General features: G+C 37.9%; 33 protein-coding genes. 17 read left to right on the top strand and 16 right to left on the bottom strand.

Features of this window, described 5'->3' with window-relative positions; genetic code table 11:
* Positions 1-620 precede the first annotated feature (620 nt).
* The 14 genes from DTA23_RS30055 to DTA23_RS26405 are packed head-to-tail and all read left to right on the top strand — an operon-like array spanning position 621 to position 7,824.
* Positions 621-824, top strand: coding sequence for a single-stranded DNA-binding protein (locus tag DTA23_RS30055; RefSeq protein ID WP_256604686.1), 204 nt, complete (start codon positions 621-623; stop codon positions 822-824).
* The gene (locus DTA23_RS30050) at positions 752-952 is read left to right on the top strand and encodes a hypothetical protein (protein ID WP_256604717.1); all 201 of its coding nucleotides are present in this window, start codon (positions 752-754) and stop codon (positions 950-952) included. The genes DTA23_RS30055 and DTA23_RS30050 overlap by 73 nt, the downstream gene beginning before the upstream one ends.
* A 51-nt stretch (positions 953-1,003) precedes the next feature.
* Positions 1,004-2,077, top strand: coding sequence for a DUF932 domain-containing protein (locus DTA23_RS26460; RefSeq protein WP_060868911.1), 1,074 nt, complete (start codon positions 1,004-1,006; stop codon positions 2,075-2,077).
* A 60-nt stretch (positions 2,078-2,137) separates the two neighbouring features.
* Positions 2,138-2,554 carry a hypothetical protein gene (locus DTA23_RS26455; protein ID WP_060868912.1) on the top strand — a complete coding sequence of 139 codons (417 nt, stop codon included), beginning with the start codon at positions 2,138-2,140 and terminating at the stop codon, positions 2,552-2,554.
* Between the two features lie 12 nt (positions 2,555-2,566).
* A complete protein-coding gene (locus DTA23_RS26450; RefSeq protein ID WP_060868913.1) occupies positions 2,567-2,971 on the top strand; it encodes a hypothetical protein in 405 nt (134 codons plus the stop codon).
* A gap of 2 nt (positions 2,972-2,973) precedes the next feature.
* Entirely contained in the window at positions 2,974-3,420 is a 447-nt protein-coding gene (locus tag DTA23_RS26445; protein ID WP_060868914.1) for a hypothetical protein, read from the top strand.
* Positions 3,421-3,424: 4 nt separating this feature from the next.
* Positions 3,425-3,781, top strand: a complete 357-nt coding sequence (locus DTA23_RS26440) for a hypothetical protein (protein ID WP_060868915.1) — start codon at positions 3,425-3,427, stop codon at positions 3,779-3,781.
* Entirely contained in the window at positions 3,765-3,974 is a 210-nt protein-coding gene (locus tag DTA23_RS26435; RefSeq protein ID WP_060868916.1) for a hypothetical protein, read from the top strand. Before DTA23_RS26440 ends, DTA23_RS26435 begins: the two co-directional genes overlap by 17 nt.
* Before the next feature lie 2 nt (positions 3,975-3,976).
* The gene (locus DTA23_RS26430; RefSeq protein ID WP_060868917.1) at positions 3,977-4,345 is read left to right on the top strand and encodes a hypothetical protein; all 369 of its coding nucleotides are present in this window, start codon (positions 3,977-3,979) and stop codon (positions 4,343-4,345) included.
* A complete protein-coding gene (locus tag DTA23_RS26425; protein WP_060868918.1) occupies positions 4,332-4,886 on the top strand; it encodes a PRTRC system protein E in 555 nt (184 codons plus the stop codon). Before DTA23_RS26430 ends, DTA23_RS26425 begins: the two co-directional genes overlap by 14 nt.
* 12 nt (positions 4,887-4,898) lie before the next feature.
* Positions 4,899-5,117, top strand: coding sequence for a PRTRC system protein C (locus tag DTA23_RS26420; protein ID WP_060868919.1), 219 nt, complete (start codon positions 4,899-4,901; stop codon positions 5,115-5,117).
* Positions 5,117-6,295 carry a hypothetical protein gene (locus DTA23_RS26415; protein ID WP_060868920.1) on the top strand — a complete coding sequence of 393 codons (1,179 nt, stop codon included), beginning with the start codon at positions 5,117-5,119 and terminating at the stop codon, positions 6,293-6,295. The genes DTA23_RS26420 and DTA23_RS26415 overlap by 1 nt, the downstream gene beginning before the upstream one ends.
* Before the next feature lie 12 nt (positions 6,296-6,307).
* Positions 6,308-7,015, top strand: a complete 708-nt coding sequence (locus DTA23_RS26410; RefSeq protein WP_112376473.1) for a PRTRC system protein B — start codon at positions 6,308-6,310, stop codon at positions 7,013-7,015.
* Complete coding sequence (locus DTA23_RS26405; RefSeq protein ID WP_060868922.1) at positions 7,012-7,824, top strand: PRTRC system ThiF family protein; 813 nt, start codon at positions 7,012-7,014, stop codon at positions 7,822-7,824. Before DTA23_RS26410 ends, DTA23_RS26405 begins: the two co-directional genes overlap by 4 nt.
* A 296-nt stretch (positions 7,825-8,120) precedes the next feature.
* On the opposite strand, the gene DTA23_RS26400 is transcribed toward DTA23_RS26405, so the two are convergent.
* The 10 genes from DTA23_RS26400 to DTA23_RS26360 form a co-directional block, all read right to left on the bottom strand.
* Positions 8,121-9,017: a hypothetical protein gene (locus DTA23_RS26400; RefSeq protein WP_060868923.1), complete on the bottom strand. Its 897-nt coding sequence runs from the start codon at positions 9,015-9,017 to the stop codon at positions 8,121-8,123.
* 39 nt (positions 9,018-9,056) lie between these two features.
* Positions 9,057-9,836 (bottom strand): tetratricopeptide repeat protein, encoded by a 780-nt coding sequence (locus tag DTA23_RS26395; RefSeq protein ID WP_112376472.1) that lies wholly within the window; start codon positions 9,834-9,836, stop codon positions 9,057-9,059.
* Between the two features lie 28 nt (positions 9,837-9,864).
* The gene (locus DTA23_RS26390; protein WP_112376471.1) at positions 9,865-10,167 is read right to left on the bottom strand and encodes a hypothetical protein; all 303 of its coding nucleotides are present in this window, start codon (positions 10,165-10,167) and stop codon (positions 9,865-9,867) included.
* 455 nt (positions 10,168-10,622) lie between these two features.
* Complete coding sequence (locus DTA23_RS26385; protein WP_112376470.1) at positions 10,623-10,928, bottom strand: PAAR-like protein; 306 nt, start codon at positions 10,926-10,928, stop codon at positions 10,623-10,625.
* Position 10,929: 1 nt separating this feature from the next.
* Positions 10,930-11,472: a hypothetical protein gene (locus DTA23_RS28235; protein WP_218565478.1), complete on the bottom strand. Its 543-nt coding sequence runs from the start codon at positions 11,470-11,472 to the stop codon at positions 10,930-10,932.
* Complete coding sequence (locus DTA23_RS30840) at positions 11,385-11,726, bottom strand: phage baseplate assembly protein V (RefSeq protein WP_370445177.1); 342 nt, start codon at positions 11,724-11,726, stop codon at positions 11,385-11,387. Before DTA23_RS30840 ends, DTA23_RS28235 begins: the two co-directional genes overlap by 88 nt.
* Positions 11,690-13,036 carry a contractile injection system protein, VgrG/Pvc8 family gene (locus DTA23_RS28230; RefSeq protein WP_218565477.1) on the bottom strand — a complete coding sequence of 449 codons (1,347 nt, stop codon included), beginning with the start codon at positions 13,034-13,036 and terminating at the stop codon, positions 11,690-11,692. The genes DTA23_RS30840 and DTA23_RS28230 overlap by 37 nt, the downstream gene beginning before the upstream one ends.
* Positions 13,037-13,663: 627 nt before the next feature.
* Positions 13,664-14,488 (bottom strand): helix-turn-helix domain-containing protein, encoded by an 825-nt coding sequence (locus DTA23_RS26370; RefSeq protein WP_112376469.1) that lies wholly within the window; start codon positions 14,486-14,488, stop codon positions 13,664-13,666.
* Positions 14,460-14,825 carry a tetratricopeptide repeat protein gene (locus tag DTA23_RS26365; RefSeq protein ID WP_112376468.1) on the bottom strand — a complete coding sequence of 122 codons (366 nt, stop codon included), beginning with the start codon at positions 14,823-14,825 and terminating at the stop codon, positions 14,460-14,462. Before DTA23_RS26365 ends, DTA23_RS26370 begins: the two co-directional genes overlap by 29 nt.
* On the bottom strand, positions 14,798-15,388 hold the full coding sequence (locus DTA23_RS26360; RefSeq protein ID WP_112376467.1) for a hypothetical protein: 591 nt from the start codon (positions 15,386-15,388) through the stop codon (positions 14,798-14,800). Before DTA23_RS26360 ends, DTA23_RS26365 begins: the two co-directional genes overlap by 28 nt.
* 383 nt (positions 15,389-15,771) lie before the next feature.
* Between DTA23_RS26360 and DTA23_RS26985 the strand changes: the two genes are divergently transcribed.
* The 3 genes from DTA23_RS26985 (at position 15,772) to DTA23_RS26350 (ending at position 17,001) form a co-directional block, all read left to right on the top strand.
* A complete protein-coding gene (locus DTA23_RS26985; RefSeq protein WP_061083921.1) occupies positions 15,772-16,020 on the top strand; it encodes a hypothetical protein in 249 nt (82 codons plus the stop codon).
* Between the two features lie 175 nt (positions 16,021-16,195).
* A complete protein-coding gene (locus DTA23_RS26355; RefSeq protein WP_061083922.1) occupies positions 16,196-16,645 on the top strand; it encodes a MauE/DoxX family redox-associated membrane protein in 450 nt (149 codons plus the stop codon).
* Positions 16,646-16,743: 98 nt separating this feature from the next.
* Positions 16,744-17,001 carry a hypothetical protein gene (locus tag DTA23_RS26350; protein WP_061083923.1) on the top strand — a complete coding sequence of 86 codons (258 nt, stop codon included), beginning with the start codon at positions 16,744-16,746 and terminating at the stop codon, positions 16,999-17,001.
* Between the two features lie 48 nt (positions 17,002-17,049).
* On the opposite strand, the gene DTA23_RS26345 is transcribed toward DTA23_RS26350, so the two are convergent.
* From DTA23_RS26345 to DTA23_RS26320, 6 genes are all read right to left on the bottom strand, one after another.
* Entirely contained in the window at positions 17,050-17,511 is a 462-nt protein-coding gene (locus tag DTA23_RS26345; RefSeq protein WP_172462521.1) for a TlpA family protein disulfide reductase, read from the bottom strand.
* Positions 17,459-18,139 (bottom strand): hypothetical protein, encoded by a 681-nt coding sequence (locus tag DTA23_RS26340; RefSeq protein ID WP_112376465.1) that lies wholly within the window; start codon positions 18,137-18,139, stop codon positions 17,459-17,461. The genes DTA23_RS26345 and DTA23_RS26340 overlap by 53 nt, the downstream gene beginning before the upstream one ends.
* Before the next feature lie 379 nt (positions 18,140-18,518).
* A complete protein-coding gene (locus tag DTA23_RS26335; RefSeq protein WP_061083925.1) occupies positions 18,519-19,880 on the bottom strand; it encodes a RagB/SusD family nutrient uptake outer membrane protein in 1,362 nt (453 codons plus the stop codon).
* Positions 19,881-19,890: 10 nt separating this feature from the next.
* Positions 19,891-23,430 (bottom strand): SusC/RagA family TonB-linked outer membrane protein, encoded by a 3,540-nt coding sequence (locus DTA23_RS26330; RefSeq protein ID WP_082723043.1) that lies wholly within the window; start codon positions 23,428-23,430, stop codon positions 19,891-19,893.
* 123 nt (positions 23,431-23,553) lie between these two features.
* Positions 23,554-24,720, bottom strand: a complete 1,167-nt coding sequence (locus DTA23_RS26325) for a FecR family protein (RefSeq protein ID WP_061083927.1) — start codon at positions 24,718-24,720, stop codon at positions 23,554-23,556.
* A gap of 62 nt (positions 24,721-24,782) precedes the next feature.
* Positions 24,783-25,364 carry an RNA polymerase sigma factor gene (locus DTA23_RS26320; protein ID WP_061083928.1) on the bottom strand — a complete coding sequence of 194 codons (582 nt, stop codon included), beginning with the start codon at positions 25,362-25,364 and terminating at the stop codon, positions 24,783-24,785.
* Between the last annotated feature and the right edge of the window lie 222 nt (positions 25,365-25,586).

Genomic DNA, 25,586 nt, shown 5'->3' with positions numbered 1-25,586 from the left:
CTTTTCCCTCGCCAAAGAATGCTGTTTCAATCACTCATTCATAGTCATATTTCTTACATATACAGATCTCTTTTAAAAGGATAACTTCTTTCCCCTTCAAAGGCAAAGCACATTTACTCCGCCGCTTTCCCCGATCCGTAAAAAGAGCTTTCTGCCCCCCATACATAGCAAATTGGCAAGCTGCCCTCGCTGTTCTTCCACAATCATCTCGCAATTCCCTATGAAATAACAATGTTTTCAGGCCCATAAAATCTTCGGATAGATAAGATTGGGGGAATCATTTTTTTACAAAAGAAAATCAGTCGAAAAAAGACATTCAAAAGTACATAGGGCAGCCAGCCCACATCCCGCAAAAGACTACGGCATAAACACATGCCGTCGCACGCACCCATCCTTTATTCCGTTTCCTTTTGCCTTACCGCAATTACCCTATGTCCGGATTGACTTTCTTTTTTTTCCTTTTTTTTCTTTGAAAAAATATTTGGGGCGAAGCCTCAGCAGGACTGAAAAGGGAACAAACGTAACAAGATTGTAAAACAACTTAAAAACAAAAGTTATGAACATTTTTCGGAAGGCTGACAGCAAACGCAACAGTCAGCAAAACAACAGAAGGTAAAGAAGTGGTAAACTTCATGGTAGCAGTAATTGACGGCTACAAAAACAAACAAGGTCAGTGGGTAGACAATGACGCATTTATTCAGTGCGCCTACTGGCGCACAGCGAAAGTAGCTCCGTGGCTCAAAAAAGGGCTGTGCGTAGAATTGACAGGACAGATCAGCGCAAGAGCGTGGCAGGGAAAAGACGGAACGCTCAATGCGGACTGAACTTCAACACCTCCTATATTAAACCATATTGGGGAACGGCTTCAAAAGATGATGCTGTACAGGCTACTAAAGCTCAAGAAACTAACAGTACTGCAAAAGAGGACGAAAATGACGACCTCCCATTCTAGGCAGGACAGTACAAAATCCAAAACATTTAACCCATTTAAAAAATAGAAATCATGGGACATAATTTAAATTACAATAACAGAACTGGTAGATATTCATTTTTCAGCGTAAAGGAAAAGGCATGGCACGGGCTCGGACAGATCGTGCAGGACTACCCGACAAGTGCCGAAGCAATCAGACACGCAGGTCTTGATTATGAAGTACAAAAAAGCCCTTTGTTTACCAAAGGTTCGGGCATAGTGGAAATTTCGGACGGTATAGTAATCGAGGACACTGAAATCGAAGTACCTAACTATTTCGCTAATATCCGTACGGATAACAATACCGTGCTTGGAGTGGTGGGCAAAGATTACCACATCGTACAAAATAAAGACGCTTTTACATTTTTTGATTCTATTGTAGGTGGTGGAAGCGGTATTCTATACGAAACCGCAGGGGCATTGGGTCAGGGAGAACGCATATTTATTACCGCCAAACTCCCAAACTATATCCGTATTGGCAATTCTGATGATGTGATTGAAAAATACATATTTCTGACCACAAGCCATGACGGAAGCGGAAGCATAACTGCAGCCTTTACCCCTATCCGAATCGTATGCCAAAACACCCTGAACGCATCACTCCGCAATATGAGCAATGTGGTACGTATAAAGCACACCGCAGGAGCAAAACAGCGTCTGAGCGATGCGCACAAAGTAATGGGACTGGCAAACAACATGACAACACAGATGGACGGAATTTTTAACCACTGGGCAACCATAAAAATCAAGGACAGCGAAGTTAAAAAGCTCATACAACTTGCCTTATGCCCAAATACAGAAGCTTATAACCTACTTAAAAAAGGTGCTGAGGATGAACTTTCGACCATGTTCAAAAACACAGTTGACGATGCCTTTGCATACGCCATGATGAACGACACACAGCAACTGGAAACAACCAAAGGCACACTCTTCGGGGCTTATAATGCCGTCACTGGCTACTTTCAGAACGTGCGAAACTACAAGGATAACGAAGCGAAGTTACAGAGCATTGTACTTGGAGGTACTGCACAGCTTAAATCACAAAAAGCATTTGAGCTATGCACATCATTCGAGAAGATAGGAACCGATATTTTCCAATTGAATTAAGCTAAATACAAAAGGTGGCAGGCTTGTAGAGAACTGCCACCTTATAAAAATCAAAATATCATGAAATCATTACAAGAAATGAACAATACCGAAAGGGCATTTGCCGTTGCAAGGCTCTTTCCGGATCAGCTCGGAACGTTGACCGACTTTATTAAAACCGAAATAGCTCACTTACGGGAGAAAGAGGAGGATATTAGAAAAGCTTGGTCATCAAACTGCATTGTCACAGCCGATTATTGGTATAGCCTTGTGCAAAATGCTGAGCAGATAATCGAAAAATTTGGCGTTCTGATGTACCGCAATCCACGAATTTTTGCAGATCAATTATTCTATCAGGACAACAGCGTTTTTGGTATTCACTGCCTGATAAGATTTGCAGGTTCACAACTGACCCCCACAATGCTGAGACTGGCAATAGAACTCTATTTCGGTGACGATAAGGTCGTAACCATTGATTTTAGAAAGAACCAACCCTAAAATTAAAAAGATATGAAAACCTTACATCACATGAACAACCTTGATAGAGCCTATCTGCTCGCAAGACTGTTTCCCGAAGAACTCAAAGCACTGACCGAATTCATCAGAAAGGAAGCAGAACTATGGGATAGACATAGACCTGAGATTGAAGAAAATTGGACAGAAAAAAATATAGACGTCAATCTATGGTATGAATTCATAACCAATTTTAATCGCAGATACATTAGAAACGGTACAAGACTGTACAGAAATAAAAAAACGTTCAGAGATCAGCTTTTTGATGGTTACGATGCGCTTTTTGCCATTAATGCAACTATATACTATACCGAGCAGGAAGGGTGTAGCCAAGAGTTTAAATACGCCATTTATATGTTGTTCGGCAGTAGGAAAATTGTAGCCCCAAACTTAAATCTTTAGTCATGAAAAAATCAGATAAAATGACTGATGTCATGATAATCAAGGCATTTAGCGAAGTGGGTCGCAATAACTATGAGGTAGCCATTATCCCCCTTTGGGGGGACTGGCTCAAAAAGTCGCTCGAAACAACCGACCTGCTCGAAATCCTCAATGTAACTTCCTATTCGGGATATATCGCACGTAAAGAACACGGTATTTCTTTCCTGCTGTGCAGGACTGCAAAAGTACCATTCTACGAGCAGTGGCTCGGTGAAAAAGAAATCGCTTTTTTGGATGCCAGAGCAGAGGAAATAGAACAGTTATGCAGGCACTTTGACTGCATAAAAAGCGATGCCCTCATAGTACATCCCGATGGAATGGCAAATTACGAAGCATTTGAAGATGTCAAATTCAGAACTGCCGATTTCGACCTCAAACTGATACAGGAAATTTTAACCTCTAAAAATTAAAAAAATGACACGATCTAATTTATATATCACCTTATCAAACGGACAGCAGATTGTCTGCGTTGCCGACAGTACGAGTGCGCCTGAACAGGGCTATATCGTAGAAGAAGTATTCACCCCTCTTCTCAACTTCAATAACTCCATCATGGAAATGGACTTTCTCAAAAAGCACTGTACAATGGATGAAAAACGTGCAAACGCCATGTACCGATATTATATCGACCTGAAAACCAAAGTAGTCACCATGTATGAAGAACATTTTAACTACACCACTGAAAAGTTTAGAAAAGGTAAAGATATAACGTATCGCTATACAAGCTACGTTGAAAACTTAAATAACCAAGATAATGAAGAATCAAATTGATACTGAACTGAACGCACTTAACACCATTGCTGAAATGGTGCTGAAATTCGGACAGCTTTACGTTCTGAATATTCGGGAAGAAGACTGGAAACAACTGCACATAGTAAGGCAATGCCTTGAAAAAGTAATTCATGACAATGGCTATCGCATGAACTATGATAAAAACTTAAGTAACAAACTCATAAAGATTTAAAAATGGATATACTGGCAAAATATAAGTTCGCAGACTGGCTCTATAACAGGTTTGTCGAAAATTATAAAAATCAAAACATCGTGGAAGCTTTCATTTTCTTGGATATTCTTTCACGTTACCAAATGTTCGCAATGGAAGTCCGAAAACTTTCCGATCAGCGAAGACATATAAAAGAACTATACAGGGATATTAACAAGGCTCTGAAAAACGGAACCGCTCATAAACTCTTTCTCACAGGAGAGGAAGGTACAGCGGAATTTAAAAGGGAAATGAAAGCTTATGAAGACTACCTACGGGAACAGGGCTTTTCAGAATCCTATATTACTCAATGCGTAAGCGACAAAGCAATGAATTATTATGGAAACAGCTAATTTTTTCAGACAGATTGCACAGATGGACATAAACAGCAAAATTACGCTATCCATTACAAAGGCAACCGAAAACAGGATACTCGTATCTATCTTGATTGAGAACGACAGTTGCGGAGATAAGGCGAAGAATATCATTCCCCCTCTTAATCTGAAAGGAAGTCCCGAAGAACTTGACAACGGATTCTTTGAGCATATCAAAAAACCCATAAAGACAGCGGACGTACTGATTTCAAATATGCAGAATTTTCTTAAAGGTCTGGAAACGGCTCAGGCTAATTCTGCAATGGAAAAACAGAAATCTGATAAGGATAAAGCAAAGGGTAAAAAATATAGCGAAGCCATGCTAAAAGCCGATGCTCTTGCAAAAGCAGGTAAATACAAAGATGCATGGACGGCACTGCCAAAAGTGGGCGATTATCCTGAGCGTAAAGAAGACATCAGAAAGAAACAGGATGAGTACGAAAAGCAATTTGTTCCCGATCTCTGGTCAGCTTCCGAGCCAAAATCAGAACAGGTCGATCAGCAGGAATATAACCCCTAAAAAAGTAATATTATGTTAGTAGCAACAGAACTCCAAAGAGTGTTTATTCTCAAAGAAAAAGAACACGAAATCAGGCTAGATGATCCCGAACCAAAGTGGAACCTGCAGGCAGTACTGAATTTCTATTCAAACAACTACCCTGCCCTGACCACAGCGAAAATTTCAAGACCTACGATTGTAGATGACATCGTAGAATACCGTTTTGAAACAGTTATAGGAACTAAAGGTTAATGAAAAATTCAAAACCCATGAACAATGCAAAAGAAATATCCAAAAACCGTAAAACTACCCACAGCAGTAAGCCAGTCACTACTTCACCGCCAGTTGGGAGAGTTCGCAAAATGGATGCAACGTCCCAAAGATGCGGGCGAACTAAGAAAGGACAAACGGCAGTCAGTACCACACACGATGTTGCCAATGCCTTTTTAGCGATGCAATTCTATCCAAGATTGCAGGAACCTGATATTGGTGAAAATGAAGATAGTTCAAAATTTGAGAGGGAATTTTTTAAATCCCTCTCAAATATCTCAAAAAAACTGAATATCACTAAACTGGATTGTAGAGGTATGCCATACCCTTACAATATTTCGGAATCTTTGGTACATCTGCAAACACAGCTTAAACTTAGTATGTACGACTGGAAAGAAGTCAGATTGGTCAACGATGGAAAAAGTACGTTTTTCGCCAAAGAAGACCGATACGACACAGGGTGTACACTGTACTATATACCGATAATTCCACTTTACACAATCCTGCACAATAGAAAAACAGCAAAAGTCAGTAAACTATTGGTATCCGTGTATGCCTATATCTATCAGGTACTTGGTGTACCTTATTATAGAAATGAAGATTGTTATCTGAACTCCATGTATGAAATGCTAGAAAATTCATACTTGGAAGACGAAGATGCAGATTTGGACGATGAAGAAGGATTAACCGAGTTCAATGATGCTGTCATTTTGGGAGATTATATAAAAGAATTGATAACAGACCCAAAAAATCTAACATCTTTTAAAAAGCTACTACACGGCTTTAAACCAAAAAATGATTTTGAAAAAGACGTTCTTTTGATCGCTACATCATTTTACGAGCTTTTTAGTTCTTATCCGAATGTGCGCATAGATCGGAAATTTTTCCCTATTCGTTACAGGGAAATAGCTGATGAATCAGACCGTCCTGTCACACTAGACAACTACGTTTCTTTTTGTTCGTCCATTAAAGGAAGGCTTTTTGACATCCTCTGCCAGTTTGTAAACTGTGAACTGCAGGAATATTCTGAGATAGACGAGCCTACACGCTTTATACCTTTTGATAGAAGAAAGATCGAAAACAATGATTTTGATTTTGAAACAAAGGTTTTCGATACGATTGACAATCTCATTCGATTGTGGCAGGAGCATAATTATTAAAAAATAGAACTCATGGAAGATATTACAAACAGCTTTGGAACTTATTTTGACCCGATTTCTGCATTGGTATTTTATAGGGGTAATAGAGGTTATAATGAAACTTATGTCGAATGTTTCGACATGGAAAACGGTATACCAGTCAATCCGCATCCCCTTACCGTGAATGAGGGCAAAAGGCTCGCCAAAGCATTGCAGGTGGATGAAGAAAATCTTAACCTGCTAAAATCGGACGGTATCGTAAATAGCAATCTGCTGTCTTTCGATGCTAAATCGGCAACCATTGTATGGCACACAAGGGCACAGTTTCGGGAACTGTTCTTTAATAACCATCTTGGAATAAAGTCGGGAAAAGCGCATACCCCGCCAATGGTTTGGGTTGCGGATAGGGAAAAACTGAAAGTTTTCGCACTTTCTACATCGAGGAAACCAACAATAAATACTCCGCTATACAATGCTCCATACTTTAATGTCTACGTGGATGGCTCCGTTTGCATGGGTACAGTCGATATTTCCACAACAGAAACTGGTTCTGTTGACCAACTGATGAAATTATGGGAAAACTACTTTTTCAATAGTTACTTCTCCCACCTCATGTACGACCATAATCCTGTTAACGGAAATTGTGTAATGCTTTGGGAAAACTTGATTGACAACGGTAAATTATTTCCCACTGAAATGCTGGTGAAGACATCTAAAAAACTTAAAGATATTTTATTATGAGAACGCCAAAGAAAAATATCCACTTCTTGGACAATTATCTGTTAAGTCCAACAAATCCCATCCGTATAAATGTAATTGGTGCAGGCGGAACAGGCTCTAAATTTATGACTGCGCTTATGGAAATCAATCATAGTTTACTGGAACTTGACCACCCAGGATTGGACGTACACCTATGGGACGATGATATTATTACCTCTTCCAATATTGGACGGCAACGGTTTGCTGATTCAGAAAGAAATCTTTATAAATCTCAGGCAATCGTAAATAGGCTTAACCGTTGGGCAGGGGTAAATTGGAAAGCTGAAACAAGAAAATTTCAGCGTGAAGCTGATGGTAGAATACCAAATGGTGCAGGGGCTTCTATTTATGTATCCTGTACAGATACGGTAGCTTCAAGAATAGAAATCTCTGAAATAATTCACAAACTCAATGAACAAGATAGATTCCATAGAGACAAAGGAAAGTATTGGCTCGATATGGGCAACACAAAATTTGCAGGGCAGGGAATACTTTCGACTATTGGAAAGATAGACCAACCAGCCTCCAAAAAATTTAAAACATTTGAAAAGTTACCGTCTATTATTGAGGAATTTGGTACAGCTATGCAAAATTCGGAGCAAAAAGATGACACGCCAAGTTGTTCACTTGCAGAATCGCTTTCAAAACAGGATCTTTTTATTAATAGCACAATTGCACAGTTAGGAGCCTGTCTTTTATGGAACCTGCTAAAAGACGGTATGACGGAAAATAGAGGATTTTTTCTCAACCTTAAAAATTTTAGATCACAGCCCATCACCGTCGGCAGTTGAAAAAACTGCCGGCGGCCAAAAGCCTTTGGCTTTTGGCGCGAAAATCGGCTGCAACGGCTGTCTCCCTCTTCACTATCCCCGCTTCGACCACCGCTGCGGGCTATTTGTGGGATACATAGTATCCCAGTTAGCTTCGCAGATATATTTTAATGTTTTTTATATTCTTTGTAAATGGGTATTTCTTTTAAAATCCATTGTATCTAAAAGTAGTGTTATCATTCATTATATTAAAATCAATAGTCGTTTCAGCTCTTTTCTCAAGTCCTTGAAACGTAACATGGTATTTCCCATTTATACTACTGTTCACCATATAATAAATTGAAGTTGCGCCCCGGCTTTTTACGTTCACGTTCGTATTCTTCCCACTGTTCCAAAGTAAATTTCATACCCTCATGGATTTTATGTATTCCATCTTTGTAGCTATCAAAATCAGAAATTACGGTATAGTTTATCTCTTCCAAAAGATCCTGCTCACCCTTTATGGATAATTTAAATATGATCTTCTTGATGATATTAGCATAAGAATCTATCAGAACAATAATTTCTGAATCAACTGCAAAATCACGGGAAATATGATAATCTTTTGCTTTCGCCCTAAACCCTTGATCCATAAGTAATGAATCCAGATCCTGTTCCTTTAAAGTTAGCCAGCCCTCAAGATGAGTTTCTTTTTCGTTATACTCCTTACATTCAAAAATAGTTTCCAATGGCAGATTCAACGGCATAGCAAGGTAATCCAGCCCTTTGTAATACTTTCCAACTTCATAAGTTCCATCGGAATCTATAAAAAAAGGTAAATAAACGCCATTCGAAAAGGTGTCATGTTCCATACCCAATGGTGAATTGAAATATAATTTCTCAATGACCATCAATAGAACCCTGTTTGATGGATTGCGATGTTTATCCCTAAAACGGTTCCACTTGGGTTTAAAATTCTTTTTATTTATAATTGCAGCAATCCCTAAATCCCGTGAATATTTCCACTCAATGGGACTGAACAATAAAGGATCGTTCGTGTTGCTACTCTTATAACTAAGATTGGTAAAGGTAAAATTGGATTCTGCTGTATCAGCATCCACCTTTTCCAAAGTGAATGTTCCAGAGGATTCTATATTAAATAACGATTTACCTTTGTAAGAACTCTTTTTGTGAAATGAAAATCTATATTCCACTGCGTTCAATAGATCGGACATGATTTAACGGTGGATGATGACCATCCTATAATTTACTGTTTATACGGCATAATTTTCGGGGTTTGCACTTTCCAAATACCCTTGCTGTGCATCTTTCTTCATCGAATCAATCATACTTTCAGGAACCATATAGTGGTTTAGCATCTTTTCTTCCATTTCCTTCATCTTTTCTTCATCGTTTAAGGCAAGGTACAGTTTAAACAATATCTCATCTTCGGTAAGGAACTGATATGGATCTTTTACATAGTTAGCTCTGAAAGCGATAAATTCTTTGATTCTAATAGCTGCCTTCTCATATTGACCAATTCGTATAAGGGACGAATAGAGCTTATTGTAAGCAAATGATAGCCACTGGGCAAAAATTTGACGTTGCTCATCAGCCGAATATTCATTCCTACCTATATCAAAATTGTCAAGCAGATATTCAGCTTCCTTTATTGCATCATCATATTTTCCCAGTTTATAATATAATAATACAAGCCGAAGATGCCCCATCTTAAAAGGAATGCCTGTTGAAATGGATTGTTTATAATATTTTTCCGCCTGCTCATCATCACCCTTTTTCTCTTCAATAAGACCTTTAAGTTCAAATGCCTCAGCATAATTAGGATCTATTTCCAGTGCCTTTGCGCAATATTCCTCCGCCACGTCAATAGAATCGGCATCAAGATAAGAACTTGCCAAAAGTGCCAAGTACTTTTTTTCCTTCGGGAACTCATTATTTAAAATATGTAAGCCAGCGATAGCCTTTTCAGTTTCACCAAACATTTTCTGATTGCTTATTTTCTGCAATAACTTCTCAATTTCTTGCTCATTCATTATTCAAATTTTATAATTGTATAAAAAACTAACCCCTAAAAGTGTTACCAGGAGGTAGCTTACCATGCGTTGCTGCGTATGCATCGATCAAAGATACTTCCTCAGCGTTGGCTGTCGCATAGTTGACATTCTGTAAATACCACTCATAAGGTAATAATTTTCCAGAAGATAGATTATTTAAAATATATTCATCTTTATCACCATGATATAATTGGAAAATTACTAAATATCTTGCATAAACCGACTTAAAAGAAGTTAATCCATATTTCCAGATTGCTCCACTCATCATAAATTGATTTACGAATCCCGCTCCAAACGTGTAATTGCGCATTAGCCCAGGAGTTCCAACGTGCAGGTCATAAACATTGTATATATCTTTCTCACGCCTTCTCGTTCTAGGCTTGACCTGTGGAACCGTAATCGGCGGTGCTATCGGGACTGTAATGGGTTCATCAAGGGGTATATCTACTGGCGGAGTACTGGTTTTGGCAGATCCTCATCTATTGCTGGGGGCGGAGCAGGTATAGCTGGACTGGAAACAAATTCCCAGATCACTTTTGCTGTTTCCGCAATGGCATTGCCGACCGCCGAGAAAAAATCACATATATCGTCCCAAAAATACCAGATTGCAGCAATCGCAACAACCGCCCAAAATTATCCATCCAATGGGATTCCACGACATCGAAGTTCCTGCAGTGGTTGCACTAGCAAAAAAAACCACTTGCTCCACCCGCTATTGCTAACTCCATAATTTATTTTTTTATAGTTGTCCTGAGTTCTTACAGCTTATAATACCACCATACGGACATATACATTTCGATACATCAGATAATGGTTTTTATCCAATATTTTGATCTTAGGTACAGGCTTGATCCATGTCAATGGAACACCTAAAAGTTCAAGATTTAAACGGCAGATTCCTTTCAATGCGCACAATCCAAAATGAGGGATATTCAATCCTCCAACATTGTCTTTATCAGTTGCAAACTTTCCCTCACGGAGCTTGATCTTTGGATTGGACGTAACAATCAACGTTGATGTCAGTAACCCCTTGTCGCAATCCAGTATCGCCTGGTCTTTTAAATATTCCATTTTAGGTCAATTTTACTTCAATTCCACCTTTCACATGTATGTTCTTGTCATTGCTGATCGTAATATCACCTCCTTTCGCAGTGATGTCGATCGTGCCTGAACCTCCTCCCTTTTCAGATGGCGTGGCATTTATTGCCAGATTGTTGCTTCCGGTAACAGTGATGTCCTTTCCGGTCAAGCTGATCGTACCATCTTCTGTCATTTTCAGCGAACTGCCACCGATAGTGATCGTCAGGCTCTTTTTTCCCTTAAAATTGATGTTTCCCTCATTGTCCATTTCAAAAACCGAAGTTGCAGGAATGTTTTCTTTTGCCCCTACATTGATAGAACTTTTACTGCCGGCATTGACTACATGATTCAAATTTGCATCTGTGGTGGCATTGCCCGCACCGTCAAAATGCATATTTGCACCTCCTTTGTCTTTTAAGTTCATAGAACCTGCACCATTGTCATATTTTAGTTCCGCTCCGCTCCTTCCACTGAAAGACATAGTATTGTTACCTGTTCCACCGCCAGCTCCAGTGCCACCGTGGGAAAAGTCCACCCATCACAAACCGGTCGGTCAGGATGCTGATAAACGAAATTTACCATTACCTGATCACCAACCTCCGGAACTGACATAAAGCCCCTATTCGTTTTCACATCATCACTGCTGCCCGCATCCGGTGACATTACCCGTATGAACTCTGAGCTAGCTGTCCCCTGCTGCCAGTCGAATTGAACCTGAACTCTTCCTTGGTTTAATGGATCGGTATTGGATACTACCTTTCCAAATTGTGGTTCAGCTTTAGGAGTAATAAATTCTGGTCGGGGGATATAACCCGAATCAGCTGCAATAGCCTCAAATCGTCCGCTATAATAGCCCTTGCATCAACTTCATGGTAGACCTCCGTTAATAACAGTCGGGTAAAATATGAAGTATCGTTGCTTTCAGCTTTTCGCATTTCCATGTCCGCAATACAGCCCGGATATAGGAACGGTACAGTGGATATACCAGTTGTTACAAATACCTCCGCAGCTTTACTACCCGCCGTACCCTTCTGTGAAGCTTCAACATCCAAAAATGAATTTGCCTTTATTGGAGCTATACGTAATGAAGGAGTTTTAAAAGTGTTAGCAGAGATTTCATAGGCTCGCTGGGCAATATCCGATGTATGTTTGATAGCGGTGTCTCCTCCTGTCAATTTCTCATTCTTACGGCTATTGTAACCATAGAAGGAAGGCTTTACATGCTGGGCTTTCATCCTTATTTTCACATCACTAAGGTTTCTTCCATATACTAGCTTGATAGGATTTTCAGCAGGTGGGAGTTTTCCAAAATGCAATACCTCCCCATCATAGAAAAACTGTTCTCCATAAGCCTCTGCCATCCGCCCAAGATAGTTATAATGCGTTTCTTCATACTGCGAACTGTAACTTACATTCCCGTAGTTAGCATCAACTCTGAAATCAAATTTATGCGGATCAAGTCCTTCGCTTATTACCTGCTGTGCAATACTATTGAGACTAATTTCCTGAGCTCCCCCAAAACTTTGGGTATGGGGTGCGGCATCCAACAAAATTGTCGGGCTTTCGCCAATAAGGACTATATTACCCAAACTTCCCTGATCCTGACTGAAACCAACCTCAGTCACAACCCCTACAAAATTTCTTTCAGGACCTTCTTCTACGTCTTTATATCTGAAAACTACGGTAATCCGTTTCCCAAGAAAATTTTGGGCCTCCTCTAAATTGTGGTTTTCAGCATCTCCTAACGTATCGTGCGCTAAAGTCAACTCAAAGGTATGATGCTTTACGGCACTCTGTGCAAGCTTGAAATGCTTGAAGAATCGAATTGAAGTACCTTCAACAAAAATTTCAAGTTTTACCAACCTGTTTAGCCCATTGACTTCGTTTTCTGAAATTGCACCCGCATTATAAATTTTTGAAGTAGGCTGGTTTTTCCATAACTTCCCTTTAGTAAGTGATCGTTCGTTATTCTGCATAGGCTTATCCAAAAAAGTCTTTGCCCCTGCATTTTCAGGCTGTGAAGAAAAAATATCGGAAGAACTGCTACTTTCCCCTACTCCTGTTGACGAATCTATATGATCCATGTCTTTCTGAAACATACATATCTATTTTTTTCATTTATGTAATTACGCTGATATTCTACCTGTATTCGGTGAGACTGTTATTTCATGTACATAGTCGGAATGATAAATCTCCTTATTTGGGTTAAAGGAATTTAATGACTGTACTGAGAAGAATTCGTAAAAATTTCAATAAAATCGAAACTCTTTTTCTAAGTGCCGGGTTGCACGTCTATACTATATAAATCTATATTCTTTTTCATAAATTAATGTGATTTTGGTTTTGCAATATAGCATATTGAAAAATCACGGCAAAATGATTCACCCACTTTTTTAAAAAGTGTCGTATTTCTACTATCCCCTAACTATCAATGATTTCACTCTAAAATATTAGAGTTAATTTGCAGGAGCTCCTGCCTATAAAGGTCTATACTGAAAGGGCTCATTGTCCCTTTCTATTTTTTCAACCCTGTATACATAAACTTTAATGGGCTCTCCATTTTCATCCGTTCCTATATATTCAAAAAGTTCAAAATGACGGGGTATTGGTTCCTTCACAACACGACCTGTCCATGTGATAGTGCATTGATCTTTCATAAAAGGCTAAATATATTATATATAATATAAGGATAATTACGGAAATCCGTATTGTGAAGTAAAAATTTATTATTCTGGAACCACTATAGTCTTTAATTCTCTTTTCCTTTTATTTACGAATTGTGTAAAATTTATCCCATTGAGCTGCTTAAAGACTTTTGAAAAATTAGTGCGGGAAGAGAATCCACACTCCTCGGCAATCGTTTTACTGGTATACTTTAAATACGCTTCATCAGTATTGAGTTTCTCTGTAGCGTAGGAAATACGTAGTTTACAGAGGTACATCTGGAAGCTTGCTCCGCGATGTTCCTGAATAATTTCTTGAAGATATTTTTGATTTATACCAAACTTTTTGGCTAAAGATTTAAGCGTAACCCCTTTTTTGAGAAATTCCCTATTTGATTCAAACTCCCTTAATTTATGCAGCGCATTCTGAACAATATTATAGCTAATACCGCTGCTTTTATAGGTTCTCACCTCAAATTCACGTTCGCCCGAACTATTCAATGTACCTCCCGCAAGGTTGATCCCTAAAATTTTATTCTGTCCGAGTACCTTCCTCCTCGATCTGATCCGCAAAAGCATATAAAAAATACCGACAGAAATTAAAATCAAACCGATCACATACACACCTATTTTAATCCAGAAATTCCTTTGCAGAATATTTTGCTTCTGCAATAATCGATCTGCATCATATTCACGATGGATCTTTGTGGATAGATACACAAAGTCAGTCTCTAAAACCGAATCGACCTTAATGAGCTGTCCTGTATAGTACAGGGTTTTGGCAGTGTTATCTTGATTACCATAATAATTTATAAGATCTTCATAAATATGCCGAACCTCCGGCAGAACAAATTTATGTTTAAGAAATATAGAATCTATTTTTTTCAAAATACTTGATTGCCGCACTGGTATTTCCCTGTTCCCAATAGGATCTACCCAAATAAGAATAAGATACTGTTAACCATGCGAAATCATCAATATTGCTGATTGCCGGTAATGAACTTTGTAATGCTTTGATAGCACCACCGTAATCCTTTCCCCGAAATTTACGGATACCTTCTTCCTTAAGAAAGTAACTATATTCCTGTCTGAATTGAGGATTTTTCCATGTTCTGGAAAGCCCAAGAGCAATAAGTGAATCCGCTTTTTGATACTGGCCCAGTTTGCGATAACACACGCCCATTTGATGGATCGTATTCAGATAACCTCTTTGGTTGCCGAACATTGAATTGGGATGCAGGTTCTTCTGGATCTCACCTTCGAAAATTCTCGCGCTTCTTGAAAATCACTGAGCGCCTCATCATAATAACCAATGTAACTTTTGACAACCCCTATATGGTAATTGATCTTATTGCTATAATAGGGATCTTTATTGTTTTTGTTTTTCTCAAAAGCCTTTAAATATTCATCAAGTGCAAGCTTGTATTTTTTCAGGTTAAAATAATAGACTACACCCTTACTCAGATAGGCACTGCTCAAGAGACTATCGTTCTTCTTAAGCTTAGCAACATAAATGGCACTGTCAGCGTACTTTAATTTGATCAGTGGATCTCGGGAATAATAACGCGCATCCTTGTAACCCAGAAACAGCTGCATCTGATTATTTTCAAGTTTCGCCTTCCTGATAAGTTTATCAACAAGAGGAAGTGCCGCGGAATCATTTTCAGCCAGGTTATCATATTGCCTCTGTATGAGATAAAAATCGCTCAGCTTTTCTTGCTGTGCAAACAGCATTTCGCACAGAAAAAGTAATATGATTGCTAAAAGAGGAATTTTTGGAAGGTTCATGGCTAAGAATTACTATAAAATTAAGAAAATTTCCCCAATACCACATTATTGCATCCTAAGCAAACCTAAAAAACCATTTTACAAATAAGGACACTGTATTTCAATACCTTAAAAAATAAAGTATCAAATTCATAATGTGTGGATTCCATTTGTGAGACAGTGGAGTTTTTTTGGCACAGCACAAAAAAGCCCACCTTCTCAATATTTTTTTCAAAAAATATAAGGTGACTTTTTTTCAATTATTTACATCAGCCAAAGGGAGTGCTTTTTGAGTGTGGATGCTATTTGTGAGACCACAAGTTTTTTTTATCTATCCCAAAGACTGATAATTTGGACTTCAGAAATCAACAGCATCTCGGCCGAGATAATCTAAAAATTTTACAATGAAAAAAACAACGGTTATCTCAATATCGGTAATCCTCTTCACCCTTTCTACAATGCATTCTTGTAGACAGGATGAAATGGACCAGCGACCAGAAAGTAACAGTCTGGCAGAAAAAGAAAATCAGCAGAAGCTTTATCTGAAAACAGAAAAAGACACCATGCAAACAACCTCAAATTTACATTTCGACGAAAATGGAAATGAGATAAAAGATCCGCCTCCAAAAGACAAGGATCAGTGGAAATATTAACATGTGCAGATTTTAAATACAGTGTGCATTCCATTAATGAGACCACAAGTTCTTGCTTTTGACAGAAAATGCATTCTAAATTTGATGAAATAGAAATTTCGAAAAGAGATTTTTAAATCCTCGAAAATGCAAGTGACCAAATAGGCATTTATGACAACCACCAAATAACCACATCATGAGATTTAAGAACATCATTTCAGAACTGATCATATTTATCCTCATTCTTGTATGGGCGTACACATTCGCCAGTAAAATCTTTGATTTCGACACATTCAATAGACAGATAAAAGGTGCTTACCTGCTATCTGCAGGAGGATCTGTCCTACCTTATGTTTTACAGGCTGTACACCTCGGGATTGTCGTACTACTGATAAACAACAACTGGCGAAGATTGGGGCTATTAACCTCCCTTTCTGTCCTGATCCTTTATACTGCTTATCTCATTTACATTTTAAAATTTGCACCAAGCATTCCGTGCTCATGTATTGCAGTTTTTAAAGGTATGAACTGGCACGACCAACTGTATTTTAATTTCATTGCCCTTGCAATCAACATTATTGGTCTGATCACTTTTTTTTCGCTAAGGCGAGCCCCACACAATAGTGTTCAGACCACTTATAACTAAACTAATAACCAAACAGGAGAAGCCGAAAACCTGAAACAAAGAGTAGGCAAAAAACTAACTAAAGTTTAGCTTTTTGATTTATAAAAGCACCAAACATCATGAAATCACTAAGAATTACATTAGGAGTTGCAGCAATTGCAATCGGAAGTTTCGCAGCTTTCTCTTTTGCTCCGGCAAACAGTAATGACCAAGACACTGGTATTTTTTACAGAAACCCTACTGATGGATCTATGGGCGACCCATATAATCCATCCTTACATCCATGTCAAGGATCTTCAAACGTGTGCGCACAAGAATATGATCTGGAGACAGAACAACCAACTGGACAGAATGTAATTCCAGGAGTTAAACAATAACCATTATTGTACAAATGAAAATAGAGCATGTAATCATGCTCTATTTTCTTATAAACATTTCATTATATATTCTTTAAAACCCTTTGGATCTTTCATAGGGTGTGGTGGAATTCCAACAATCCTTCCCTCCTTATCAAGAACAATAAGTGTAGGAAACGCACTGATTTTTCCAAACTTTATAATTGGATGATTATATCTTTTACCCTCGGTGTAAAGTTGCACTGAACTCCCCACAGAATACGTTCCTATTCCGCGCTTCCAGACAGGTACTGTTTGATCGACACTAATAGAAACAAACTGGATCTGATCGCTCTTTAATTCGCTTTCTATCTTTGCAAGCTCTGGTACAAGAGTTTTACAAGCACCACAGCCAGTAAACCAAAAATCTAAGATGACAACCTTCCCTTTGAATTCTTTTAAGCTATGGTACACTCCATTAGTGTCAGGTAAATTAAAGTTAAAAAAAGGTTTTCCAGTTTTTTTGAAAATCTTTAAGAAGTCTAAATTCATTTGCCACAGTCCTAAAATGAGCATCTTTTTTATTTACATTCTTAACATACATCTTATATGTATCTTTAGATATTTGATTATACCAGTTGAAGCGAAAAATACTAATCGCATTGTCTGCATGAAGATAATCTTTCACAAAAGGAAGGTGTGCGAATTCTCGCTCAACTAAAGACGCATATTCCAATGGATGATTATATCGAAATTGATCATATCTATCTCCTATTTGATCCATATTCGATAAATAAATATAAGCAGGTAGAACGTGAAATCCGCCAAAATAATCTATTGTCAAAGTGTCTAGTAGCGGGTTGATCCGGTTTTTATTTACAATAAACTTCTTAAATAATTTTGCCACAGAATCATCGTATCTATCTACAGATTGCAATATAATTGGGTCAAGAGTTTGATCAACCAATTGCGCTTTTGCTAACCGAAAATCTCTAGTGTGCTTTTGAGGATTTATATTAAACATTGAATCAATTATATCAAGCGACCTATCCATCTCCATATATCTTTCAGTAATATTTTGCAATCGATAAGGTTTTGTAAATAAATGATTTGAATTCATTCTTTTTGTCACTTCCTTAATAATAATTAACTTTTCAGATCCTTTGCCCGTGATTTCCATGTTAGTTAACCCTAAATTTATTGTCCTGAAGGGCAAAATTTAAACTATCGCCAGGATTGACTAGAATGGAAAAAGTTCCGGGAACCGTTATGACACTACCTACAATACTTGAGTATATTGTTATCAAGGCAGTTTCATTCAGAGGAAAATCAAAATGGAAATGTCCATCATTTCTCTTTGAGATATATTCATTTATGGACTCCTGCGCAAACTTTCCATCGGCAACTGGAATTGACAGCCTTATTACTGAATCTTTAAAATTTTCAAAATTTATATTTAGTACAGTTCTTTTTTTGAGCGATAGATAATTGTGCTATAAGTAAATACAGCAACGTAAGGAATAGTAATTTTCTCATTGTTTCTGAATTAATAAAGGGGATTAGTTCTGCTCTATTCCATTATAATTGATAATGTATTGCGGAATTGGAAGTATGTACCGTTTATCATTCGGTGGTAAGGTATATGTTTTATCGCCAACAGTTCTTGTCAGAGTTTTCGCATAACGTTGATCTTTATTCAGTCGTTTTAAGTCCTGCAAACGTAATCCTCTCTTTAATAATTCCTTCCTTCTTTCAATAAGTATTTTATCTAGAGCGTCAGAATCGGTAGTTGCTGTAATAGGAATAAATGTTCCCGTTTTATACCTTTTTACCAACAGCGTATTAAGCAATTCTAAGGCTTTTACTCTATTTCCCATTCTGGCAGCACACTCTGCTGCAATTAGAAAATTTTCGTCCGTTGCAGTACCACCAAGATTATTCCCCAGTGGTGATCCTCGCCAAACATTTTTTCCATCCTGACTTCTAAAATATAATTGCTTTCTGAGATCATTTTCACTATATAGTTGAAACAGTTCTTGGGGAATTGAAGAAGATAGTCCAACTGCTGTTTCATATGCTGTGACTGATTCGATCATTATATGTACTTCCTTACTTTTTGCCAGGAAAGGACGCGCATCAGTAGGATTAAAACTATTGTAGTCATCCAGAACAGAATATAATTTTAAGGAACTTTGGGCTGCGTCATAGGCCTTATCATAAACATTCATATACAAATACGTACGAGCGAGTAAAGCAAACGCGCCAGCATTAGTAATGTGGGTAGCAGACAATGCGTTCTGAGGTAATAACGTAGCAGCTAAACTAAGATCTTCTGTTATTCTTTGATAGGTCTGTTTCAATGAGCTCCTAAAAATGGGTTCGTTTATATCTTCCTCTATTTTCAGTGGAATTCCGAGATCGGTCTCAGCGGTTGAGGCATCATAATACTTACAAAAGGTCATAGCAAGATTTAAAAAAGCCCGTGACCGATGATAAAGTGCGGTCCCTTTTACACGATCATATAACTCTGAATTGCTTGATGTTCTATTTATTTTATCTAGTGCCTTTAATGTTACGTTACAGACTTGAACTTGATTATAAGGCAGTTCCCATTCTTCTTGGATAGTGCCATTTCCTAACTTTGGAAATATATCCACGGTCCAAGTCAATAATTTCCGTTCAAAATCAGTACTTAATGAATTAAATTGTTCTAGTGACACCTCAAGATCATCACAAGAGACCTCCATTGCCCCTCTCCCGTCATAAAGGAACTGACTTGAATTCATTAATAGGCTCAGATCATTAAGTGTTGTAGGAACAACAAGTTTTATATCCTGCTTTTCCTCAAGCCAATCCTTAGAACACGATGGCATAAGAAACAGGAGAGCGATTGGTAATAGTAATTTGATTTTCTTTTTCATAGCAATGCAATTAAAGGTTACAATTAAGCCCCAAAGTAAAAGTCCGTATCGGCCTTGATGTTGGGAAATCAGGATCTAAATTGTCTTTGTTAGCCTTCCAGATCATAGCAACATTATTTACGTAACCAAATAGACGTAAATTCTTAAGGTGAAGTTTTTGTGATAATTTCGAATCAAGATTGTATGCAAGGTTTATATCCTGAAGCCTGATATGATCACCTTTACTTACCAGTACTTCTGAATTAATATAATACTGATCCGCAACATTAACGCCCGGATAGACCATTGCCGGAACATTCGTGCTCAGTTCATCTCCCGGTTTTTGCCACCTTTTATAATAATCTCCATGCAAACCATAATTATTATAAAGCGCAGTATACATAATCGAATTTCTTTTAAAATAGTACCCGAAACGATAGGTGATATTAAAAGAAAGATCAAATCCTTTATAACTAACCATGTTTCGTAATGCACCAAAATAAGGTGCAAGAGCATTACCATGATAAATTAGCCTATTTTCAGGATCTTCCGTTAGTTGTTGAGTAATCTGTGCATATTGTACAGACGGTTGCCCATCCAGATAACCTCTGGCCTGTCCAGTTTGAGGATCTAACCCCGCCCAGGGATAGCTATAAATTCCGAACAATGATCTTCCGACAACAGGATTGTATAATGATGCATTTCTTATAATACTGTTATCCGTAACAAAATTGCTTAGGCTTGTCGGTCGCTTGTAGGCGGTAATAACATCTTTAGCATAAGAAAAAATTGCTGTTGTTTTCCAATTAAAAGATTGGGACTGAATATTTATAGAATTCAACTCAACATCTATACCTTTTCCGCTCATATTGGCGACATTTCCACGAAATGACGCAAATCCGGTAGTGGGATCTATATCACCATTGCCAATGAGATCTTTTCCATTGCGGTTAAAATATTCTATCGAACCCGAAAGTCGGTTGTTCTTTAATACAAAGTCTGCCCCAATATTAAACATTCTATTACGTTCCCAACGGAGTTCATTATTGGGAGGTGTCACAAGATCAGCATTTGGTAAATTATTATAATAATTTTTAGAAATCCGCGCAGTTGTATAAGCAGTGGTTGTTCTGTCAATATTTCCACTATATCCATAAGTCGATCTAAGACTTAATTGCGATAGCCAGTCCAAATGATAGAAATTCTCCTTATTTATATTCCATTTAAATCCTGTTGACCATAATGGAACAGATTTTTGATTGGTTTTTACCCCAAAAAGATTTGATTGATCAATCCTTGCACTAGCAGAAATTACATATTTCAGATCATAATTATATGCTCCATTTATATAATAAGAGCGAATTCTATCTATGGTACCTGTATAATTATCATAATTTGATATTGTAGCAGTACCGCCTTTACCATATTGAGAAAAGCGCGTAATATAGTCTACAAAAATACTTGAACCAACATTGGGATCAAAACCATATTGTCTTGAGCTAATACTGTTTGCTTTTGTTTCTCTAACTTCAACTCCAGCTATTGCATTAACCTGATGTTTGTTCCATTTTTGATCATAATTTAATTGAAAACGTCCATTTAGTGCATTTAATTCTGAATTGGTGTTGTCTAGTCTTCCGCCAATTGGAATATTTCGGGTCATAACACCATTAGTAACAGAAGTAAAGCGATTGATCTGGTCTCGCATCAAATAGCTATCCTGATCATAATAATTTCTTCTTCTTCCTTGTTGATTTTCATACTGGAATCTTACTTCTGCCGATAAAATTGGAAGAAAATTGTATTTGATTGCAGTATTTAGGCGCATTTCAGCTTGTTTGAACTTATTATTTTGGTAATTCAATTCTTCAAGAGGAACAAAATCCCAATTTAGTAAACCAGCTGTTATTGCTTTATCTTTCAATACACTACTGACATCCTTAATAACGATAGCAGGATCTCCATTGTCATTTACTAATCTAGCATAAGGGTACATCAATTCTGTCCCCATATTATTAAGCATGGAAATAACATTCGACTTAGATTGATTATTTTGATTATATGACAGTCCCGCAGAAATCTCCAGTTTTTCTATCGGGCGGAAAACCTGATTACTATTGATACTTATCCTATTGAAGCCTTCACCTTTCTCAGAATCTCTATTTTTATCAAAGCCGGAAGAAAAATAATAGTTATATTTTTTGCTCCCACCACTGAGGTTCAAAGCATATTGTTGCTTAACCGCATTTTGATATAGGTATTTAGACATATCATCACGCAATTCATACTTTCTTAAACCATCAATTTGAATACTTGCTTCCTCCGATGTAATAAGTCCATTCTTTTGATTATTCAAAATTTGAACAACGGGTGAATAAGGTCTATTTGCAGTCGTATTGCTGATAATCGTATTATAATATCCTTTATCAAATAACATCTTCTCGATATCAATAAAATCTGTAGATGCTATCTTAGGCAAATAATAAAGATCCGGTTTCTCTCCTATAGTGATATTAGAAGTAAAACCAATATTCATCGGCTGGTCTGCTCGTCCTTTTTTAGTTTTAATCACGATCACACCATTACCAGCACGTACTCCCCAAATCGAAGCGGCTGCCGCATCTTTCAAAATATCAATATCCTCAATATCGTTCGGATTGATATTGTTGATATCCCCTTCATACGGGAAATTATCAACAACAATTAACGGTTGATCGTTACCAAAGATCGTAGCCTGTCCCCTGATCGTTAACTTCGGAGAACCTGAACGTTCGTCAAACAATATAGATGGCGCTATACCCTTTAATCTGCTGATAACATCAGTTGAAACCTGACGGTTAAAAGTCGCATTATCGACTTTGGAAAATGACCCCGTAGCCCTTTCCTTTGGAATGGACTGATACCCGCTGGCTACAACACTCACCTCCTCGATCCGGTTGTTATTCGCAGTAAGGACGATTCTTTCCGCGTTCCTTGCTGCTACTTCAATCTGTGAAAATCCCAAATAAGATATTCGCAGGTTGGATTCAGAGAATTCATCGGGAAGTTCAAAAGCCCCTGTTCCATCAGAAGTTGTGGTAAAGTTGGTTCCCTTTACTTGGATCGTCGCCCCTGAAAGAGGATTACCGCTTTCATCAACGATTCTTCCCTTTATTGTTTCTTTTTTTTTAGAAATGGGAACATTCTTCTGATTAGATGTTCTCCGCTCTTTTAAGATGATCACACCATCTGCGATTTGAAATTCAATAGGCTGATTCCAGAAGAGTGAACTGAGAGTTTCTTCTAAAGTCGCGTTTTTTAAATCAACGCTGATAGGACCGACCTTTTTTAACAGGGCATCATTATACGTAAAATCATACTTGGTAGCTTTACGAAGTTCCGAAATGGCGGTTTTAAGGGGAGCATTTTGTAATGTGAGGCTAATGCGTTGCGCCTTGATTGCAGTGCCACCGCCTGCAAGTAGCATAAAGAACAGACTGCTCCTTATGCCAATGCGCAGTAGATTTCTCCTCGAAAACATATCCAATGACATGGGTATGTTTTCCCTATGGGAAAAATGATCTTTTTTCATAGATTTGTGTAGGGTTTAATAGTATTTTAGTTGCTCAAAACTTTGATGTAGACCCAATCGCCGGAGTGCGCTAACACTCCGGCATCTTTTCTTGGGCCAACATATGAAACAGTAATTCTTATTTTATTGGATAATGACAACCCTCCTTCCATTCTTTACGTCAAACTGTAAATTTGTGATCTGTTCCAGTGCATAGATAACAGTGGATAGTTTCTTGTCCCTGCTTATCGTACCATGTACTTTTATATTTGGCATTTTGCTATAATCAACATCAATGTCATACCAGCGCTCAAGCTGTTTAAAAACTTCTTTTAGTGGAGTACCGTCAAATTGAAAATCATTTCTTGTCCATGCGGTAAAAGGTTCGGTATCTACATCAATGACCAAAAACAGTGGAGAGAGAGAACTAAGCTGACTTTGTTGCCCAGGTGATAATTTTGTGGGCATATCCTCCCGCAAAGTGCTGACCTGAACGCTGCCGCTGACCAATGTTGTCAAAATTGCAGGTTCATTCTCATAAGCATTGATGTTAAACTTTGTGCCCAGTACCTTAACCTGTTGCCCTCTGGAAGAAACAAAAAAAGGTTTTGACTTATCGTGAGCCACCTCAAAGTATCCTTCTCCTATTAGCTCAACGAGCCTTACATTACCTGTGAACTGTGTAGGGAATTTCAACGAAGATTCCGCATTCAGCCATACCTTTGTACCATCAGGCAAAGTCATTTTATATTGTCCTTTTCTCGGGGTGGAAAGTGTGGCATATTGAACCGTATTCGCTGCTATTGAAGTGCCATCTGTATAAAAAGTACCGTGGACATCCGTCCTGATCGGCTTACCTTTTAGATCCACAGTTTTACCATCCTGAAAAGTTAATGTAGCCTGATCTTTTCCCGGACTGACATCCGCAGTCGTGATCAATATATTATCCTGTAACTCATCTTTAGACTTGAAATAATAGTGGATTGCGGCGACCATCCCAAAAGCAAAAATAACCGCAACCGCAGTCCGCCAATACATTCCGATTCTTTCTCTGGAATTACGTTTTGTTAATTTCGTTCTTAATTTTTGAAGTGCCTCTGTATTGTCTGATTCTATGCTACTGAAATCAACCATATCTTTTGCCAATTGCTCTTCATTCTTTAACTGCTCGAAAATCTCCCTATTGGATTTACTTGCACCGATCCAGATTTCAATTGTTTTAGTTTCCAATACAGTCAGTTCCTCACCACGGACGAACCTCGTTAGTATAGGTACAATAGTTAGTTCTTCAAAAATTTTATGCTCGTCCATTGGTCGCTGTTTAATATAAAAACAGGAAATGACCAGCGTTTGTCCAAAAGAAATTGAAAAAATTATAAATAAAATAGTAATAATGCCATTCCTGAGCTTGAAAGGGTCTTTTTGAGTAAAGAAATCGCCCGGGATTTTTGGCTATTGACTGTACTGATGCTAATGTCTAGCTCCACAGAAACCTCCTTCGGACTTTTGCCCTCCATCAGCTTCTCCATAATCGCCCTGCATTGGACGGGTAAAAGTTCAATTGCCTGTTGAAGTTCCTGATATAATTCCGCCTGCACAATCTTGCTCAGCACATTGTCTTCAAACTCCTCGATATTCTGCGCGTAGGTATCGAACCTCCGCAATCGTACCTTTTCTTTTTCAATGGCATTCAGGCAGCCATTTTTTACAGATATATAAAGGAATGCTTTTATACTGGATAAAGAAACAACCGATTCTCTACGGTCATATAATTTAAGAAAAGTATCCAGCACAATTTCCTGAGAATTCGCCTGATCATAATTTAAGAGAAGCCTATTGGCAAAGAACGTCAGAGCGCTATTATGTAAGAGGAAAATACGTTCAAATGCCTGCTGATCACCGCTTCGAAATTCCTCTAGCAGTGCCCTTTCGTCGATCAAATTCCGGGATATCATAATAGGGCCATTGGTAACTCTTGAGTAAAGTTAGAGAATTTTAATTTTATTCAGAAATCTTTATTTACAGATATCCCTGTGATATAGCTTTTCAAACCTTGCCAATTAATACAGATCCCCTTACTACCTGTATAGATTTTTTGCCTTTTGTCAAAAGAATTAAGCTTTTATACCCTTAACTTAGTATAATTAATTCATTCAATGAAGAAATAGAACTACACT

The organism is Sphingobacterium multivorum (assembly GCF_900457465.1).
Classification (GTDB): Bacteria; Bacteroidota; Bacteroidia; order Sphingobacteriales; family Sphingobacteriaceae; genus Sphingobacterium; species Sphingobacterium multivorum.
The sequence above is the reverse complement of the archived record's forward strand: the minus strand, read 5'-3'. Positions and strand labels throughout refer to the sequence as shown.

Excerpts from the sequence above, each read along its gene's own strand:
- DTA23_RS26350 (WP_061083923.1), top strand. The coding sequence starts at position 16,744 with ATGAAATCACTAAGAATTACATTAGGAGTTGCAGCAATTGCAATCGGA.
- DTA23_RS26420 (WP_060868919.1), top strand. The coding sequence starts at position 4,899 with ATGTTAGTAGCAACAGAACTCCAAAGAGTGTTTATTCTCAAAGAAAAA.
- DTA23_RS26450 (WP_060868913.1), top strand. The coding sequence starts at position 2,567 with ATGAAAACCTTACATCACATGAACAACCTTGATAGAGCCTATCTGCTC.
- DTA23_RS26345 (WP_172462521.1), bottom strand. The coding sequence starts at position 17,511 with ATGAATTTAGACTTCTTAAAGATTTTCAAAAAAACTGGAAAACCTTTT.
- DTA23_RS26340 (WP_112376465.1), bottom strand. The coding sequence starts at position 18,139 with ATGGAAATCACGGGCAAAGGATCTGAAAAGTTAATTATTATTAAGGAA.
- DTA23_RS26435 (WP_060868916.1), top strand. The coding sequence starts at position 3,765 with ATGAAGAATCAAATTGATACTGAACTGAACGCACTTAACACCATTGCT.
- DTA23_RS26405 (WP_060868922.1), top strand. The coding sequence starts at position 7,012 with ATGAGAACGCCAAAGAAAAATATCCACTTCTTGGACAATTATCTGTTA.
- DTA23_RS26460 (WP_060868911.1), top strand. The coding sequence starts at position 1,004 with ATGGGACATAATTTAAATTACAATAACAGAACTGGTAGATATTCATTT.
- DTA23_RS26400 (WP_060868923.1), bottom strand. The coding sequence starts at position 9,017 with ATGTCCGATCTATTGAACGCAGTGGAATATAGATTTTCATTTCACAAA.
- DTA23_RS28230 (WP_218565477.1), bottom strand. The coding sequence starts at position 13,036 with ATGTTTCAGAAAGACATGGATCATATAGATTCGTCAACAGGAGTAGGG.
- DTA23_RS26395 (WP_112376472.1), bottom strand. The coding sequence starts at position 9,836 with ATGAATGAGCAAGAAATTGAGAAGTTATTGCAGAAAATAAGCAATCAG.
- DTA23_RS26330 (WP_082723043.1), bottom strand. The coding sequence starts at position 23,430 with ATGAAAAAAGATCATTTTTCCCATAGGGAAAACATACCCATGTCATTG.
- DTA23_RS26360 (WP_112376467.1), bottom strand. The coding sequence starts at position 15,388 with ATGAACCTTCCAAAAATTCCTCTTTTAGCAATCATATTACTTTTTCTG.
- DTA23_RS26385 (WP_112376470.1), bottom strand. The coding sequence starts at position 10,928 with ATGGAATATTTAAAAGACCAGGCGATACTGGATTGCGACAAGGGGTTA.
- DTA23_RS26355 (WP_061083922.1), top strand. The coding sequence starts at position 16,196 with ATGAGATTTAAGAACATCATTTCAGAACTGATCATATTTATCCTCATT.
- DTA23_RS26425 (WP_060868918.1), top strand. The coding sequence starts at position 4,332 with ATGGAAACAGCTAATTTTTTCAGACAGATTGCACAGATGGACATAAAC.
- DTA23_RS26365 (WP_112376468.1), bottom strand. The coding sequence starts at position 14,825 with ATGTTCGGCAACCAAAGAGGTTATCTGAATACGATCCATCAAATGGGC.
- DTA23_RS26455 (WP_060868912.1), top strand. The coding sequence starts at position 2,138 with ATGAAATCATTACAAGAAATGAACAATACCGAAAGGGCATTTGCCGTT.
- DTA23_RS26320 (WP_061083928.1), bottom strand. The coding sequence starts at position 25,364 with ATGATATCCCGGAATTTGATCGACGAAAGGGCACTGCTAGAGGAATTT.
- DTA23_RS26335 (WP_061083925.1), bottom strand. The coding sequence starts at position 19,880 with ATGAAAAAGAAAATCAAATTACTATTACCAATCGCTCTCCTGTTTCTT.
- DTA23_RS26390 (WP_112376471.1), bottom strand. The coding sequence starts at position 10,167 with ATGCGCAATTACACGTTTGGAGCGGGATTCGTAAATCAATTTATGATG.
- DTA23_RS26445 (WP_060868914.1), top strand. The coding sequence starts at position 2,974 with ATGAAAAAATCAGATAAAATGACTGATGTCATGATAATCAAGGCATTT.
- DTA23_RS26415 (WP_060868920.1), top strand. The coding sequence starts at position 5,117 with ATGAAAAATTCAAAACCCATGAACAATGCAAAAGAAATATCCAAAAAC.
- DTA23_RS26440 (WP_060868915.1), top strand. The coding sequence starts at position 3,425 with ATGACACGATCTAATTTATATATCACCTTATCAAACGGACAGCAGATT.
- DTA23_RS26985 (WP_061083921.1), top strand. The coding sequence starts at position 15,772 with ATGAAAAAAACAACGGTTATCTCAATATCGGTAATCCTCTTCACCCTT.
- DTA23_RS26325 (WP_061083927.1), bottom strand. The coding sequence starts at position 24,720 with ATGGACGAGCATAAAATTTTTGAAGAACTAACTATTGTACCTATACTA.
- DTA23_RS26410 (WP_112376473.1), top strand. The coding sequence starts at position 6,308 with ATGGAAGATATTACAAACAGCTTTGGAACTTATTTTGACCCGATTTCT.
- DTA23_RS26430 (WP_060868917.1), top strand. The coding sequence starts at position 3,977 with ATGGATATACTGGCAAAATATAAGTTCGCAGACTGGCTCTATAACAGG.